Source organism: Pseudomonas baetica (genome assembly GCF_019733355.1).
GTDB classification, from domain to species: Bacteria; Pseudomonadota; Gammaproteobacteria; order Pseudomonadales; family Pseudomonadaceae; genus Aquipseudomonas; species Aquipseudomonas baetica_A.
Genome location: NZ_JAIHLQ010000013.1, coordinates 82,377 through 98,119, shown reverse-complemented (window position 1 = coordinate 98,119; position 15,743 = coordinate 82,377). Strand labels below are relative to the sequence as shown.

At 59.6% G+C, this 15,743-nt stretch carries 10 protein-coding genes and 2 pseudogenes; 4 read left to right on the top strand and 8 right to left on the bottom strand.

Annotation, left to right across the window (positions count from 1 at the left end; translation table 11 throughout):
• The first annotated feature begins 110 nt into the window (after positions 1–110).
• On the top strand, positions 111–881 hold the full coding sequence (locus K5E40_RS13920; RefSeq protein WP_221731274.1) for a ParA family protein: 771 nt from the start codon (positions 111–113) through the stop codon (positions 879–881).
• A gap of 129 nt (positions 882–1,010) precedes the next feature.
• Here the strand turns inward: K5E40_RS13920 and trxC are convergent, their stop codons facing one another.
• The 6 genes and pseudogenes from trxC to K5E40_RS35615 form a co-directional block, all read right to left on the bottom strand.
• A complete protein-coding gene (gene trxC, locus K5E40_RS13915; protein ID WP_221731273.1) occupies positions 1,011–1,445 on the bottom strand; it encodes a thioredoxin TrxC in 435 nt (144 codons plus the stop codon).
• A gap of 80 nt (positions 1,446–1,525) precedes the next feature.
• Positions 1,526–2,989 carry a protein adenylyltransferase SelO gene (gene selO / locus K5E40_RS13910; RefSeq protein WP_221731272.1) on the bottom strand — a complete coding sequence of 488 codons (1,464 nt, stop codon included), beginning with the start codon at positions 2,987–2,989 and terminating at the stop codon, positions 1,526–1,528.
• A gap of 48 nt (positions 2,990–3,037) precedes the next feature.
• A complete protein-coding gene (gene mscK, locus K5E40_RS13905; protein WP_221731271.1) occupies positions 3,038–6,391 on the bottom strand; it encodes a mechanosensitive channel MscK in 3,354 nt (1,117 codons plus the stop codon).
• A gap of 34 nt (positions 6,392–6,425) precedes the next feature.
• A complete protein-coding gene (locus K5E40_RS13900; RefSeq protein WP_221731270.1) occupies positions 6,426–8,168 on the bottom strand; it encodes a potassium/proton antiporter in 1,743 nt (580 codons plus the stop codon).
• Between the two features lie 257 nt (positions 8,169–8,425).
• Positions 8,426–9,025: pseudogene (locus tag K5E40_RS35620) on the bottom strand (methyl-accepting chemotaxis protein); the annotation flags it as partial.
• Positions 9,026–9,328: 303 nt separating this feature from the next.
• A pseudogene (locus K5E40_RS35615) lies at positions 9,329–9,985 on the bottom strand (MCP four helix bundle domain-containing protein); the annotation flags it as partial.
• A 343-nt stretch (positions 9,986–10,328) separates the two neighbouring features.
• Between K5E40_RS35615 and K5E40_RS13890 the strand changes: the two are divergent.
• The 3 genes from K5E40_RS13890 (at position 10,329) to K5E40_RS13880 (ending at position 12,895) form a co-directional block, all read left to right on the top strand.
• Positions 10,329–10,559: a hypothetical protein gene (locus K5E40_RS13890; protein WP_221731268.1), complete on the top strand. Its 231-nt coding sequence runs from the start codon at positions 10,329–10,331 to the stop codon at positions 10,557–10,559.
• Positions 10,556–10,858 (top strand): cell division protein ZapA, encoded by a 303-nt coding sequence (locus K5E40_RS13885; protein ID WP_221731267.1) that lies wholly within the window; start codon positions 10,556–10,558, stop codon positions 10,856–10,858. Before K5E40_RS13890 ends, K5E40_RS13885 begins: the two co-directional genes overlap by 4 nt.
• Before the next feature lie 99 nt (positions 10,859–10,957).
• Positions 10,958–12,895, top strand: coding sequence for a methyl-accepting chemotaxis protein (locus K5E40_RS13880; RefSeq protein WP_221731266.1), 1,938 nt, complete (start codon positions 10,958–10,960; stop codon positions 12,893–12,895).
• A 69-nt stretch (positions 12,896–12,964) separates the two neighbouring features.
• Here the strand turns inward: K5E40_RS13880 and K5E40_RS13875 are convergent, their stop codons facing one another.
• A complete protein-coding gene (locus tag K5E40_RS13875) occupies positions 12,965–13,678 on the bottom strand; it encodes a hypothetical protein (protein ID WP_221731265.1) in 714 nt (237 codons plus the stop codon).
• A 176-nt stretch (positions 13,679–13,854) separates the two neighbouring features.
• A complete protein-coding gene (locus K5E40_RS13870; protein WP_221731264.1) occupies positions 13,855–15,657 on the bottom strand; it encodes an acyl-CoA dehydrogenase in 1,803 nt (600 codons plus the stop codon).
• Between the last annotated feature and the right edge of the window lie 86 nt (positions 15,658–15,743).

The window sequence follows — 15,743 nt, the reverse complement described above, 5'->3', positions numbered from 1 at the left end:
CCTGTCGCCGGATATTGATGTATGACCTTGTAGTCCGTGTCGGTGAAGGTAGCGAAGCACGGTCGCCCGCATCTACACTCGGTCATTCTTTGATACACGGAGGTTTTGTCATGCGGCGCGTGGTGTTCAATCAGAAAGGTGGTGTAGGCAAATCCAGCATTGCCTGCAATCTGGCGGCGGTCAGCGCCAGCGAGGGTTATCGCACGCTGTTGGTGGATCTCGATGCCCAGGCCAACTCCACTCAGTATCTGACGGGGCTCACTGGCAACGACATCCCGATGGGTATTGCCGATTTCTTCAAGCAGACCCTGTCTTCTGGACCCTTCTCGAAAAAGAATCAGGCGGATATCTACGAAACGCCGTTCGACAACCTGCACATCATCACCGCTACCGCCGAACTCGCGGACTTGCAACCCAAGCTCGAAGCCAAACATAAGATCAACAAACTGCGTAAGTTGCTCGATGAGCTGTCGGAAGATTACGACCGGATCTACCTCGATACGCCGCCGGCTCTGAATTTTTATGCGGTATCGGCGCTGATTGCCGCAGATCGCGTGCTGATCCCCTTCGATTGCGACAGCTTCTCGCGTCAGGCCCTGTACGGCTTACTGGCGGAAATCGAAGAGTTGAAGGAAGACCACAACGAAGGGCTGGAAGTTGAAGGCATCGTGGTCAACCAGTTCCAGGCCCGGGCCACTTTGCCGCAGCAGATGCTGGACGAATTGATTGCCGAAGGCTTGCCGGTACTGCCGGTGTATCTGACCAGTTCAGTGCGCATGCGCGAGTCGCACCAGGCCAGCACGCCGCTGATCCACCTCGATCCGCGACACAAACTGACCCAGCAGTTTGTCGAGTTGCACAACCTGCTCGAGGACGCCTGAGGTGCTGAGACACACTTAACCCTTGTGGGGAGCGGGCTTGCTCGCGAAAGGGCCGTCACATCAATACTTTAATTGACGGATCCGACGCCTTCGCGAGCAAGCCCGCTCCCACATGGGGTTTTGGGTGTGTCAGATGCCCTGGCTATGCAGCCAGCTCATCAACTGCGGCAACGCAAACGCGCCACTCTGACGCGCCACTTCCCGGCCGTTCTTGAACAGAATCAGACTCGGTATCGAACGAATCCCCAACTGCGCCGACAACTGCTGATTCGCCTCGCTATCGAGCTTGGCCAACCGACACTTGCCCGCCAACTGCGCCGCCGCCTGCTCGAACACCGGCGCAAACGACTTGCACGGCCCGCACCAGTCGGCCCACACGTCAACCAATAGCGGCAGATCGCCCTTGATCTGGCTGGCGTAGTCGCCTTGCTTGAGTTCGAACGGTTTGCTCAACAGCACCGCGGATTTGCAGCGGCCGCACTTCGGCTGGTCGGCGAGGCGCTCGGCGGGGATGCGGTTAAGGCCGTTGCAGGAGGGGCAGGGGATCAGGAGTGGGTTGGTCATGTTCGGCTCGGAGAAGGTTAACGATGCGTACGCCTTATCTGGAGACGCACGAATCGCTTATCAAGATGGAGTCCAGCCCTTTAAGAAGAACAACTGATCTCCAAATGCTTGCCCCACTCCGGCGGCCGCTCTGCATAAGTCTCCATCCCCGGCTGCTCCTCGAACGGCTTGCTCAGCACCGCATGCAAACGGCGCACCTGCGAGTAATCTCCTTGCTCAGCCGCATCAATGGCTTTCTGCGCCAGATAATTACGCAGGATGTACAGCGGATTCACCGCGTGCATCCGCGCCCGGCGCTGTTCCTGATCAAGCGTGCCTTCGCGGGCAACCCGCGCCACATAACGCTCGCCCCAGGCATCGAAACCTTTGATATCGACGAAGTCGTCACGCAAGCGTGCGACGGCCTGCTCCGGTGAGGTTTCACCCAAATGGCGGAAGAACAGCGTGTAATCAACGCCGCTGTTCTGCATCAGTTGCAGCAGGTTTTCCAGCAGCAATTGATCGTCATCTTCAGCGGTGGTGAAACCGAGTCGACGGCGCATCAGGTCCAGGTAATGCGCTTGAAACAGCGGCAAATACAGGCCCAGGGTTTCGCGCAGGGCTTCGACGCTGATGAACGGCGTCAGCGCCTGAGCCAGTGCGCTGAGGTTCCACTGGCCGACGGGCACTTGATTGCTGAACGAGTAGCGGCCCTGATCGTCGGAGTGGTTGCAGATGAAGTTGGCGTCGAAATCATCAAGGAAGGCGAACGGGCCGAAGTCGAAGGTGATGCCAAGGATCGACATGTTGTCGGTGTTCATCACGCCGTGGCAGAAGCCGTAGGCCTGCCATTTGGCGATCAGTTCGGCGTTGCGCTCGACGATTTCGCGGAACATCGCCAGATACGGTTCCGGTTGTTCCAGGCATTCGGGGAAATGCATCGCCAGTACGTGCTCGCCGAGTTGCTTCTGCTGCTCGGGGCGCTTGGTGTAGTAGAAGTATTCGAAGTGGCCAAAGCGGATGTGGCTCGGCGCCAGGCGCAGCACCATCGCCGCGCGCTCCTGCTTTTCGCGCCAGACCGGCGTGTCGGAACCGATCACGCAGGCTGCCCGCGACGAAGGAATGTTCAATGCGTACAGCGCTTCGGACGCGAGGAACTCACGGATCGACGAACGCAGTACCGCCCGGCCATCGCCCATGCGCGAAAACGGCGTCTGCCCGGCGCCCTTGAGGTGCAGGTCCCAGTGTTCGCCCGCCGCGTTGTAGACCTCGCCCAACAGCAAACCGCGCCCATCGCCCAGTTGCGGCGTATAGCCGCCGAACTGATGCCCGGAATAGATCATCGCCCGAGGTTCAGCGTCGGCCCACAGTTTGTGGCCGCCAAACAATTGGGCGAATTCCTCGGTTTCAGCCGTTGCCGGGTCGAGGTCCAGCAATGCCATGGCCGCGGCACTGGCGACGACCAGACGCGGATTGTCGATCGGCTCAGGCAGCACGTGGGCTGAGAACGCATCGCCCAGGCGGGCGAAGCGATTGTCGAAGGTCAGTTCGTCGAGGGCTTTCAAGGGCCTGCTCCAGCAGAATGTCCGAGCATTCTGCTGGGATTAGACCGGTTAGTCGAGTTTGGCCGGCGGTGGCTCTTGTGTCGGTTTCTGGCCGTCGACCACCGCTACGTCGGTTTTCGTCTTCGGCTCGACGGGGACCAGCTTGTATTCCTCGCCTTGAAGATTCTTCAGGTAAATCTCCATCTGGCGGAACGAGATGTTGATGTGATGCGTCTTGAACTCGCGGTTGATGAAGCGGTTGACCTCGTCGATCACCGGGTTGCGGTCACCGAGATCGCGCACATGCATGCGCAGTTCATGGTCGAGGGTGCTTTCACCGAAATTGAGGAAGTACACGTGCGGCTCGGGTTCTTTGAGCACTCGCGGGTTTTCCCGGGCGGCCTTGAGGAGCAGTTCCTTGACCAGATCCAGGTCCGAACCGTAATCCACACCCAGCTTGAGTGTGACCCGGGTAATGGTGTCGGTCAGCGACCAGTTGATCAGTTGCCCGGTGATGAACGTCTTGTTCGGGACAATGATGTCCTTGCGGTCGAAGTCGGTGATGGTCGTTGCGCGGATGCGGATTTTGCTCACCGTGCCCGACAGGTTGCCGATGGTGATGGTGTCGCCGATCCGCACCGGGCGTTCGAACAGGATCATGATGCCGGAGATGAAGTTGGCGAAGATCTCCTGCATGCCGAAACCGAGGCCGACCGACAGCGCCGCCACCAGCCATTGCAACTTGTCCCAGCTCACGCCGAGTGTCGACAGGGTCGAGACGAAGCCGACACCCGCGATCACATACGACAGCAGCGTCGTCGTCGCGTAGGCACTGCCCTGGGCCAGATTGAGTTTCGACAGCACGAACACTTCAAGCAGGCCCGGCAGGTTGCGTGCCAGCGCGAAAGTGATACCGATGATGATCAGCGCGCCGAGCATGTCGCCGATGCTGATCGGCACCATGCTCATGTTCGAGCCAGTGCCGCTGGTGTATTCGTAGAGGGTGATGTTGTCCAGGTAGGAGAACACCGAGATCAGATCCGACCAGACCCAGTACAGTGCGGCGATGAAACCGCCCAGCAGCGCCAGACGGATCAGGCGCAGCGACTGTTCGTTGACCTTTTCGATGTCCAGGGTCGGTTCTTCAATCACCGCTTCGCCTTCACCGGCTTCTTTTGCGGCCTGGCGTTTGGCCAAGGCGCGCTGGTAAGCCAGACGCCTTGCTGCAACCGCCAGGCCACGGACGAAGGTGGCTTCGATCACCAGCCAGAACATCAGCAGATAGAGGGTGTTGATCAAGCGATCGCTGAGCTTCAGTGCGGTGTAGTAGTAGCCGAAGCACACGGCGGTGAACAGGGCGATCGGCAGCAGGGTGAACATCACGCCGAGGGCTTTGCGAAACAGCGAGGTGTTTTCGTGGGCCGGGCTGCTGATCAGCAGGCGACTGAGCAGCCATGCCATCAGGGCGTAGCAAATCAACACCACCGGCATGCCAAGTACGTCGTCGGCCAGTGCTGCCGGTTGCAGTTCGGCCACGGCAACCACCGCCACCAGCGCCAGGACCACCAGCCCCAGCCGCCGCACCCAGCCTTGAAGGAATTCGACCTGCGGTTTTTCCCAGCGAAAGTGCAACTCCGCCACGCCGCCCGGCGCAAGAATCCGGTAAGCGGTGTAGAACACCAGCCACGCCTGACCCATTTGTATCAACGCCGCGCCCATGTTGGTGTTCTGTCCGCGTGCATCGATCTGCAAGGCCAGGCCGCACAGGCCCAGACCGAGCGCCACCGGCATCGCCAGCAGGATATTGATCAGAATCGCCTGCGGGGTATGCCACTGGCTGTCGCGTTTGAAGTGGCCGATGTCCTGGTGAACCTTGTTCAGGCGCGCATACAGGTTTTTGCGGCGCAACAGCAGTGCGCCGATCAGCAGCGCCAGCGGCAGGAACAGCAGCGGTCGCTGGGTCAGGCCGTCGGTCAGCTCGCTCAGGCTGGAAGCCCACGGCAGGGTGTCGACCTGACGCTTGAGGCGTTCCGGCACGCCGCGCATCCATTCCAGATCCAGCGGTTTGTTGCTCGGGATCCAGAACATCTGCTCATCGAGGGTCGCGCGCAGGCTTTGCGCAGTGCTCAGCAGTTGCTTCTGATTGAGTTGCAGGGTGATCGATTCGTTGAGCACCGCGCTCAGTTCGCGGTTCAGGCGCTCCAGCAAGTCGGCGCGGGTGTTGGCCAGATCCAGCAGGCTTTTGCGCAACGGCGGGGTGACTTGTTCCGGTGGCTGGGTGGACAGCAGGTTGTCGACGTAGGTTGACGGATTGCTCAGCAGCTCACGCTGTTGGCTGACTTCGAACTGATACAGGCGAATGTCGGCAATCTGGTCCGCCAGATCGCGGTCGACCTTCAAGCGCGGCAGGGCCTGTTTTTGCTTGTAGAGAATCTTCGACAGCAACAGGCTGCCCTTGAGCACGTTGATCTGCTCGTCCAGAGCCGAATCGCTTTGGGTCAGGGTGTCGAGTTGCTGCTTGGTTTGCAGATTCTGCTGGGTGACTTCGTTGAGGCGGTCGGTGCTTTTGAGCAAGTAGTCCGAGAGCTTCAGGTTGGCCGTGCTTTCGCTGGCGAGCAGGCTGCTGCCACCGGCCTTCTGCGCTTCGATCGACTGCTGGGTGACGGTTTCCTGCGACTGCGCCAGTCGTTTCTGGTTGATCAGGGTTTGCAGTTCCTGAATCTCGTGGTCGAGGCGGTCGGATTTCTCCGAGAGCAGGTCGTGCTGGGAATTGCCCAGATCCTGCAACTGGCTGTTGCCGGCCAGTTCCTGACGGCGCAGCGGGATCAGCGCGTTCAGCGCTGCCAGTTCAGCGTTCAGTAGGTCGCGTTGCTCGCCGCTGATGGTTTTTCCGCTGTCCTTGCCGGACTTGAGGATGTTGTTGATCTGCTGAATGCGCGTCTGGCTGGCGGAGATTTCTGCCTGAGCGCGCTCGGGACGAGTCTGCGCAGTGATGATCAGGCTGTTGGCGTCGGCCAGGGCTTTTTGCAGATCGCTCTGCTGGGTGGAGCGATCGGTGAGGATCTGTTCCAGTTGCTGAATCGACTCTTTGGGGAAACGCTGCGCCACCGGCACCACACTGCTGGCCTTGAGGCGCGTCAGTTCACGGGCGTTTTCGATGGTCTGTTTTGGCGCGGTCGCGAGTTGTTGCTTGAGGTCGATCAGTTTCTGTTCGTAATCACTTTTGTTGTTGAGCTGGTTGAGCGTGTTCTGCAGAACGGTTTGCAGGGTCTTTTTATCGGCATCTGGCAGTTTGCTGTCGGCGAGTTTCTCCAGGCTGGCCTGCACGGCTTCGCTGGACGGCGGTTCGGCGGCGTAAAGCGGGCCGACGGTAAGACTCAGGCCCAGCAGGGCCGCGATAAAAAAGGAGCGCAGGGTAGGCATAGAGACCGGTCAAGCAAGTGATAGTGGAGGCAGTTTAGAGGAAGAGTCCGGGGCCCGGGCGACTTCCTTCGGGGAATCTGACGCCCACTTTGCCAATCTTGTTCCCGTCCATGACCGCGACGGTCCAGTGGGTGTTGTTCCACTCCACCTGGTCGCCCACGATCGGTGCCCCGCCGACTTTCTGGGCAATGAAGGCGCCCAGGGTCATGGCGGGATCGATGCCCTCGGCCGGCAAGCCATAAAGGGCGGCAACCGCTTTAAGCTGGGCGTCTCCTTCGAGCACGAAGTCACCGAAGAAACGCAGGTCGAGCCCGCGTTGCGGTGCCTGACTGAAGAGTTTTCCGAGGGCTGGCAAGTTGTGTTCATGGCCGATAACACAGAGCAAATCATCGACCTCCAACACCGTACTACCCGACGGATGGAGCAGTTGCTGACCACGGAAAAGGGCGGCAATACGCGTGCCTTCGGGCATTTTCAGTTCTCGCAGGGGCGAACCGATGCACCATTTCTCCGCACCGAGCTTATAAACGAACAGCTCCCACTCACTGGTGATATGCACTTCCAGCGCGGACCGAGAGATCGGCGCGGGCTCGGGCGGCACCGTGACCTTGAGCCATTTGGCGACCCACGGCAGGCTCGTGCCCTGCACCAGCAGCGAGACCAGCACGATGAAAAACGCGAGGTTGAAGTACAGCTGCGCATGGGGCAGCCCGGCCATCAGCGGGAACACCGCCAGAATGATCGGCACCGCACCGCGCAGACCAACCCAGGAAATGAACGCTTTTTCGCGGCCATGGAACGCCTTGAACGGCAGCAGGCCAACGATCACTGACAGCGGCCGCGCGAACAGAATCATCCACAGCGCCAGGCCCAAAGCGGGCAGGGCAATCGGCAGCAAATCGTGCGGCGTCACCAGCAAGCCCAGCACAAGGAACATGCCGATCTGTGCCAGCCACGCCATGCCGTCGAGCATGTGCAGGATGCCGTGGCGACTGCGCACCGGGCGGTTGCCGATCACCAGGCCACACAGGTAAACCGCGAGAAAACCACTGCCGTGCAGCGCGTTGGTCAGTGCGAACACCGCCAGACCTCCAGCAATCACCAGAATCGGATACAAGCCGGCGGCGAGGTTGATCCGGTTGACCAGTTGCAGCATCAGCCAACCACCGCCCAGACCGATCACGCCACCGATACCGAATTCGCGGATCAGGTGGGTCAGCAGGCTCCAGTGCAAGCCGGTCTGGCCGCTGGCGAGCATGTCGATCAAGGTCACGGTGAGAAACACCGCCATCGGGTCGTTGCTGCCGGATTCGATTTCCAGGCTGGCCGACACCCGTTCATTCAGGCCTTTGCCGCCGAGTAGCGAGAACACGGCGGCGGCGTCGGTTGAGCCGACGATGGCGCCGATCAGCAAGCCCTGGATCAGGTTCAGATCGAACAGCCATGCAGCCGCCATGCCGGTCAGCCCGGTGGTGATCAGCACCCCGACCGTGGCCAGTGACAGCGCCGGCCATAACGCCACGCGGAAACTTGAAACCCGTGTGCGCAAGCCGCCGTCGAGCAGGATCACCGCCAGTGCGAGGTTGCCGACCAGATAGGCCGTCGGGTAGTTATCGAAAATGATCCCGGCGCCATCGACCCCGGCAGTCATGCCGACCGCGAGAATAATGACCAGAATCGGGATGCCGAGACGCGAAGACAGTGAGCTGACAAGAATGCTCGCACCTACCAGCAACGCGCCGATCAAGAACAGGCTGTTGATGGTCGTCGCATTCAAAGGCAGTACTCCAGAAGCGTGAAGACGGGCACAAACTGACCATGCAGTCTGCGTGCCAGCGATTCTAACCTGTTGAAATGTGATGCTGTCAAAAAGGTTTTTACACTGAGGATGCCAGATCGTTCCCACGCTCCGCGTGGGGATGCCTCAATGGCCGCTCTGCGTGCGCGTTGGGGCGCGGAGCGTCCCGGGCTGCGTTCCCGCGCAGAGCGTGGGAACGATCAGTGCAGTAACTGCCATGGGCTCCGATCTTGCTGTTAAAGGCTGAACCGCCCAACCATGTTGTTCAGGTCCAGCGCCAATCGCGACAGCTCGTTGCTCGCCGCACTGGTCTGATTCGCCCCGGTGGCCGATTGCACCGACAGATCGCGGATGTTCACCAGGTTGCGATCCACTTCTCGCGCCACTTGTGCCTGTTCTTCGGCGGCGCTGGCGATCACCAGGTTGCGCTCGTTGATCTCGACGATGGCGGTGTTGATGGTGTCCAGCGACATCCCGGCACCACGGGCAATATTCAGCGTCGATTCGGCGCGCTCGGTGCTGTTGCGCATCGAGTCCACGGCGTGTTCGGTACCGCTTTGAATGCTGCCGATCATGCGCTCGATTTCGCTGGTCGACTGCTGAGTACGATGGGCCAGGGCGCGAACTTCATCAGCCACTACCGCAAAACCACGCCCCGCCTCACCGGCACGCGCCGCTTCAATCGCCGCGTTCAGAGCCAGCAGGTTGGTCTGGTCAGCCAGACCACGGATCACGTCGAGCACCTTGCCGATGTCACGGGATTCGTTGGCCAGGTCGCCGATCAACGTCGCGGTGCTCTGCACGTCGGCGCTCATGCGTTCGATGGCGCTGACGGTTTCCTGCACCAGGTCACGACCGTCGCCGGCCGAGGTAGTGGCGTTCTTCGAGGCTTCCGAGGTGCTGACTGCGTTGCGGGCAACTTCTTCAACCGCGCTGGTCATCTCGTTGACCGCAGTGGCGGCCTGTTCGATTTCATTGTTCTGCTGAGTCAGGCCGCGAGCGCTTTCGTCGGTGACACTGTTCAGCTCTTCAGCGGCGGAGGCCAACTGCGTGGCCGAACCGGAGATCCGTTGCAGGGTGTCGCGCAACTTGGACTGCATCTTGGCCATGGCCGCCAGCAGACGCCCGGCTTCATCGGTGCCGTCAACGTGGATCGGCTGGGTCAGGTTGCCTTCGGCGATGGTTTGCGCCGCTTCCAGAACCTTGGCAATGGGCTTGGTGATGCTGGTGGTCAGCAACCAAGCGAACAGCAGGGTCAGACCGGTAGCGATTACCAGCAGGGCGACAACCAAGTCGAAAGCCGTAGCGTACTGCTCGGCCGCCTGTTCGTTGGTGTCGCGCACCTGTTTGTCGTTGATCTGCATCAACGTGTTAAGGGCGGTGTTCATCGCTTCGGAGTTGTTCAGCAACTCGGTGTTGAGCAAGTTGCGCAGTTCATCCACCTGATTGTTGCGCGACAGGTTTTTCATGCGCTCTTCGATCTGGCGGTATTGCCCCTGCAACTGCACGTATTGATCATAGGTCGCACGCTCCTGAGCGCTACCGATCAACGGCTCGTAAGCTGTTTGGGCCTTGCGGATCTGCGCGTTGCGCGTGTCCAGCAACTCCATGGTTTTCTGCTGAACGTCCGGTTCGCGGTTCACCAGCAAACGGTACGAGAGCACGCGCAGACGCAGCGTCAGTTGCGTGAACTCATCGAGGTTCTTGATGCTTGGCACGCTGTTGGAGGTGATGTCCTCGGCGGCGCCGCGGATTTTGCTCATCTGGTTCAGGGCGAACACGCCCAGGATCAGCATCAGGCCGCCGATCAGGGCAAAACCGGTGAAGGCCCGAGGGGCGATATTCATATTGCGAAGGGACATGTGCGGATACCGAAAAGGGCCGCATCCATGCGGGCTGAAACTGCTGTATGGATGACTTATCGGTCATGCGACTAAAGTCTTGAACCGGTGTGCGTATTTGTCGCACAGCCCCTCTGGCGACGAAGTGCAGGAACCAGATCGGCAGATCACAGTCTTTTAAACTCGCAGGAACGGTCGCCCACCAGGAAAATCAAGGCTTTGCGCCGGTTTAACCCTGGCATCTGTGGTGACTTTTCTTTATCGTACGCGCCCTTTGAAAAACGCTTGGAAGATCAAAATGTTGGAAGCATCCCTCAGCCAATTGGAACAGCTCGTCAGCGACCTGGTGCAACAGAACCAGACCCTTGCGCAAACCAACCAGACCCTGGCTACGGAACTGGCCCAGGCCAAGGATGAAAACGAGAGCCTGCAACTGAACCTGATGGAGCAGGAAGAGAAGCACGGCGCCACCGCAGCGCGCATCCAGGCACTGGTTGATCGCGTCAACGCAGGTCCCGTCAGCGCATGAACCACCAGACAGCAGGGGTAAAAGTCATCTCCATTCTTGGGGAGGACTATTCGATCAAGGCACCGGCCGGGGAAGAACAGACCCTGCTGGACGCGGCCGTGATGCTCAAGGCCACGCTGGAAGACACCAAACGCAAATACCCGACCCTGATCGGTGATCGTTTGTTGGTGCTGGCGGCGATGAATCTGTGCTCTCAGCAGATTGAAATGAAGAAGCAGCACCAGGAAGAACTCGACCGTTACCAAGAGCAAGTCAGCGCCACGGTCGACACCATCGCCAAGACCATCAATCAAGGCTGATGGCGTTGCGCACAACCAAAGAATAGATTGTCGGTTTAGTTGTATACAATCGGCACGGCTGTTGCATTGTTTCGGCCACTTATTCTTTGGGGGTGCTCCATGCAGTTGTGGCGACGCAGTATTCAATGGCAGCTGATTCTCAGCATGGGCACCGCCCTGCTGGTCAGCATTCTGATCGTGGTTGGCATTTATACCCTGGTGGTCAACCGCCTCGCCCAGAGCTATCTGGTCGAACAAGCGTTGCCGTCGAGCATCGAAGCGACGCGCAACGACATCGAACGTATCCTCGTTCAACCCCTCACCGCCGCTAAAGACATCGCCAGCAATTCCATGGTCCGCGACTGGCTGGCCAATGGCGAAGACAGCAGCAAAACAGCGGCCTTCGCGCAGTATCTGGAAGGCATCCGCGCCGAACACAAGGCATTTACCGCTTTGATCATCGGCACTGACTCCAATCATTACATCACCGAAAAAGGCCTGGATCGCACCCTCAGTCGCGCCAAACCGGCCGATGCCTGGTTCTATTCCTTCCTCGACAGCACTCAGCCGCGCACCCTGAATATTGACAACGATGGCGCCACCGGCGAATTGGCGCTGTTCATCGATTTGAAGGTCGAGCAGGCTGGCAAAGTGGTCGGCGTCGCCGGACTTGGACTGAGCATGAAAGAGCTGTCGGAGCTGATCCACAACTTCAGCTTCGGCGAGCACGGCAAGGTCTATCTCGTGCGTTCCGACGGTTTGATCCAGGTCCATCCCGAGGCGCAGTTCAGTGGCAAACGCACCCTCGCGGAGCAGATCGGTGCGGCGGCGGCGCAATCAGTCCTCGGTCAAAAAAATGCGGTCAGCAGCAGCTTCCAGCGTGATGGCGAGGACTTCCTTGCGTTCAGCCTGCCTTTGCGCGATCTGGGCTGGACGTTGGTGGCCGAAGTGCCGCAGTCGCAGATCTACGCTGAAGCCCGGCGGGCGATGTGGCTCAGTGGCGGCATCGGGCTGGCGGTAGCGCTGGTGTGCCTGGCGCTGGTGGTGTGGTTGGCCCAAGGCTTGGTGCGACCGATTCGTCAGGTAACAGCCGCGCTGGTAGCCATCGGTAGCGGTGGTGGAGATTTGACCCACCGGTTAGATTCCAGTCGCGCTGATGAGCTGGGCGATCTCGCTCGCGGCTTCAACCGCTTCCTCGATAGCCAGCGCGGGATGATTGGCGAAGTGCTGACCACCAGTGAGCGTTTGCGCACCGCCGTCGGCCAAGTGGCCAAGGTTGTGGATAACACCGCCGAGCGCTCTGGTCGTCAGCAGGAGATGACCGACATGGTCGCCACCGCCGTCCATGAAATGGGCCTGACCGTACAGGAAATCGCGCAAAACGCTGGCAACGCAGCGCTCGCCTCGCAAACGGCGCGCGATGAAGCCATGCAAGCGCGAGAAGTGGTCGGCGGCTCCATCCGGCATATAGAAAGCATGTCTGACGAAATCGGCGTGGCAGCGGGCGCGGTGGGAGAACTGGCGCATCAAGTGGCGTCGATCGACTCGGTGCTGGCGGTGATTCGCGGGGTCTCCGAACAGACCAACCTGCTGGCGCTCAACGCCGCCATTGAAGCGGCGCGCGCCGGGGACATGGGGCGTGGTTTTGCGGTGGTGGCGGACGAAGTGCGTACCTTGGCACGCCGCACGCAGGCATCCACCGACGAGATCCAGCAGATGATCGGCAACCTCAAGCAAGGCGCGGAAAACGCCGTGTCCTCGATGCGCACCGGTCAGGCAGCGACCGGCACCGGGGTTGAGTCGAGCCAGCGTACCGGGGCCTCGCTGACCGCGATTACCGGGCAGGTCGAGCGCATCAGCGACATGAACCATCAGGTGGCGACAGCGACGGAAGAGCAATCGGCGGTGACCGAAGAGATCAATCGAAACGTACAGGGCATTTCCGATCTGGCCCGGGCCACGGCGGGCGAGGTTCGGGCGTGTCGTGAGGATTGTCAGATGCTGCAGAAGCTGGCAGATGATCTGGCGCGACAGATGGGTGGGTTCAAGTTGAGTTGAGTTCAGCCTTTTTTCAAAAGAACCGGCGCGCCTGATGTGGCGCGTCGGCGTGACCTTGGATCAGTTGTTTCACGCCAGAAGAATTTCCCGTCCGTAAAAGTCGATGCCACCAATAGTCTCCAGGTAGAAAACGCGTTTCTCTTTGACTGTCCGCATGTCTTGATTGACGACATAGCTATCACCCACCGCCAGGGTCCGGAACATGTCGTCCTTGCTGAAATCCGTCACGCTGACATAGCTGTTGTTCGGAGCGATGACGGTGACTTGATAACGCTCGCCTCTGAGGGTGTAACGTTTCCCGGTGATTCGCACTGCCTTGGGATCTTTCACAACATCATTGATTCTGGCGGAAAGTAGAAACTGGTCTTCAGTGAGATTCACATAAGGATCGATTTCGGTGACGGCTGTTTCATCGTTCAACCCCGCGCCGCCATAGACCACCGACCGCCATTGGTTGGCGCTGAGCCGGGTGTAGTCTTTGTAAGAAACCCGGTTGGTGGTTTCGTACCGGTCTTCAGCACAAATGATCTCAAACATTCCTGCCGCCGTCGTTTCAACGCTCGGCGCGTCATTGTCGGGCGAGGTAGTGAGGCTGATCTGCGACTTTTCATCCGAGAGGCGGTGGTGGTTTTTGCTGGTGACAATGGACTCGCTAGAGTCCTTGTTCGTCCATACCGTACCGCTGCGGGCAGGCGCTTGGGAGATAGCGGCAAGGACGCAATAGTCCAGTGTCACAAGACCTGAGAGTTTGACGGATTGGTCTTCGAGAACATGTTCGCTCATGGTGTTTACTCGGATGAGGTAAGGGAAGCGGACGTTGGTGTCCGTACCTGCCGGGCAACTGCAAACTACATGTCAGGCGAAAACAGCCTATCTCCAGTTCCCGATCTCCACACCTGTAAAACCTGACAGGTGTGAAGACCGTTGAAGTGTGTTCGGGACATCGCATGGGCGATGATTCAGAACCAGGCATCCTGCATGCTCAGACACGTTTCATCCCGCGCCTCGAGCAACGCCAGCTCATGGTGGCAACCCGGCACTTCCCACGTCAGGAAATACCGCGCCGCCTGCAACTTGCCCTTATAGAAATCAGCATCCGCCGCATTACCTTTGGCCAGGCCTTCCTCCGCGCGAATCGCCTGCTCCAGCCAGCGCCAGCCAATCACCGTATGCCCGAACACTTTCAGATACAGCGCCGAATTCGCCAGGCTGCTGTTGACCTTGCCTTGCGCCAGATCGGTCAGCAAACCAATGGTCACCACTTGCAGGCGCGCGACCAGTTTCTCCAGCGGCTCACGCAATGCGGTTAGCGATTCGTACGCGGTGGCACGTTCGGCGGTGTCGGCGATCAACCGGATCAATTGCTTGAGCCCCGCGCCACCGTTCTGCGCCAGTTTGCGCCCGAGCAAGTCAAGCGACTGAATGCCGTGGGTGCCTTCGTGGATCGGGTTCAAACGGTTGTCACGGTAATACTGCTCCACTGGATATTCGCGGGTGTAACCGTGACCGCCGAGGATCTGGATCGCCAGTTCATTGGCCTTCAGGCAGAACTCCGACGGCCAGGATTTGACGATCGGCGTCAGCAAATCCAGTAGCTCATGCGCCTGTTTGCGCTCGATTTCGGTTTCCAGTGTTGTGGTGTCATCGAACAACCGCGCGGCGTAGAGGCAGAGGTCAAAAGCCCCTTCAACGTAGGATTTTTGCGTCAACAGCATGCGTCTGACATCGGCGTGCTGAATGATCGCCACCGGCGCCGTGGTCGGGTCTTTGCTGTCCGGGACGCGACCTTGCGGGCGTTCGCGGGCGTACTCCAGCGAGTAGAGATAGCCGGCGTAACCGAGCATTACCGCGCCCATGCCGACGCCGATCCGCGCTTCGTTCATCATCTGGAACATGTAGCTCAAACCTTGATGCGGCTTGCCCACCAGATAGCCGACACACTCACCGTTATCGCCGAAGTTCAGTGCGGTGGACGTCGTGCCGCGCCAGCCCATCTTGTGAAACAGCCCGGCCAACAGTACGTCGTTGCGTTTACCCAGGCTGCCGTCATCGTTGACCAGAAACTTGGGCACGATAAACAGCGAGATGCCTTTAACGCCAGCGGGGGCGTCCGGCAGTTTGGCTAGCACCATGTGCACGATGTTTTCCGACAGCGGGTGATCCCCCCCGGAAATGAAGATCTTGTTGCCCTTGAGGCGGTAAGTGCCGTCGGACGAAGGTTCGGCGCGGGTACGAATATCCGACAGCGATGAGCCCGCATGCGGCTCGGTGAGGGCCATGGTGCCGAAGAAACGGCCGTCGATCATCGGTTGCAGGAAGCGCTGCTTCTGTTCTTCGGTGCCAAAGCTCTCGATCAGATTCGCCGCGCCCATGGTCAGGAACGGGTACGAAGTCGAAGCCGCGTTGGCCGACTGGAAGTGCGCAAAGCACGCTTGGGAAAGCAGAGTAGGCAGTTGCATGCCACCAGCGTCGAAACTGCGCGCAGCGTTGAGGAAGCCAGCCTCAAGGAAGGCATCCACCGCCGGTTTCACCTCGGGAATCAGAATCGCCTGGCCGTCCTCGTAGCGCGGCTCGTTCTCGTCGCCCTTACGGTTGTGCGGCGCGAAGTATTTCTCGGCGATGTTGCGCGCCGTACCGATGGCGGCGTCGAAGGTTTCGCGATTGTGTTCGGCAAAGCGCTCGCGCCGGGTCAGGCCCTCGGCATCAAGGACTTCATACAGCTCGAAAGCCAGATTGCGGGAACTGAGCAGCGTCTCGGACATGGCGGCCTACCTGAAATTTTGGGTTGGGCCGAGTCTAGGCTGGGGAATAAAGGCTGAACAGGATGATTGATGGCGGTGATGCAGGA

Bases quoted from the DNA above. Each gene is read 5' to 3' on its own strand.
- K5E40_RS13890 (WP_221731268.1), top strand. From the start codon at position 10,329: ATGTTGGAAGCATCCCTCAGCCAATTGGAACAGCTCGTCAGCGACCTG.
- K5E40_RS13875 (WP_221731265.1), bottom strand. From the start codon at position 13,678: ATGAGCGAACATGTTCTCGAAGACCAATCCGTCAAACTCTCAGGTCTT.
- K5E40_RS13885 (WP_221731267.1), top strand. From the start codon at position 10,556: ATGAACCACCAGACAGCAGGGGTAAAAGTCATCTCCATTCTTGGGGAG.
- K5E40_RS13920 (WP_221731274.1), top strand. From the start codon at position 111: ATGCGGCGCGTGGTGTTCAATCAGAAAGGTGGTGTAGGCAAATCCAGC.
- mscK (WP_221731271.1), bottom strand. From the start codon at position 6,391: ATGCCTACCCTGCGCTCCTTTTTTATCGCGGCCCTGCTGGGCCTGAGT.
- trxC (WP_221731273.1), bottom strand. From the start codon at position 1,445: ATGACCAACCCACTCCTGATCCCCTGCCCCTCCTGCAACGGCCTTAAC.
- K5E40_RS13880 (WP_221731266.1), top strand. From the start codon at position 10,958: ATGCAGTTGTGGCGACGCAGTATTCAATGGCAGCTGATTCTCAGCATG.
- K5E40_RS13870 (WP_221731264.1), bottom strand. From the start codon at position 15,657: ATGTCCGAGACGCTGCTCAGTTCCCGCAATCTGGCTTTCGAGCTGTAT.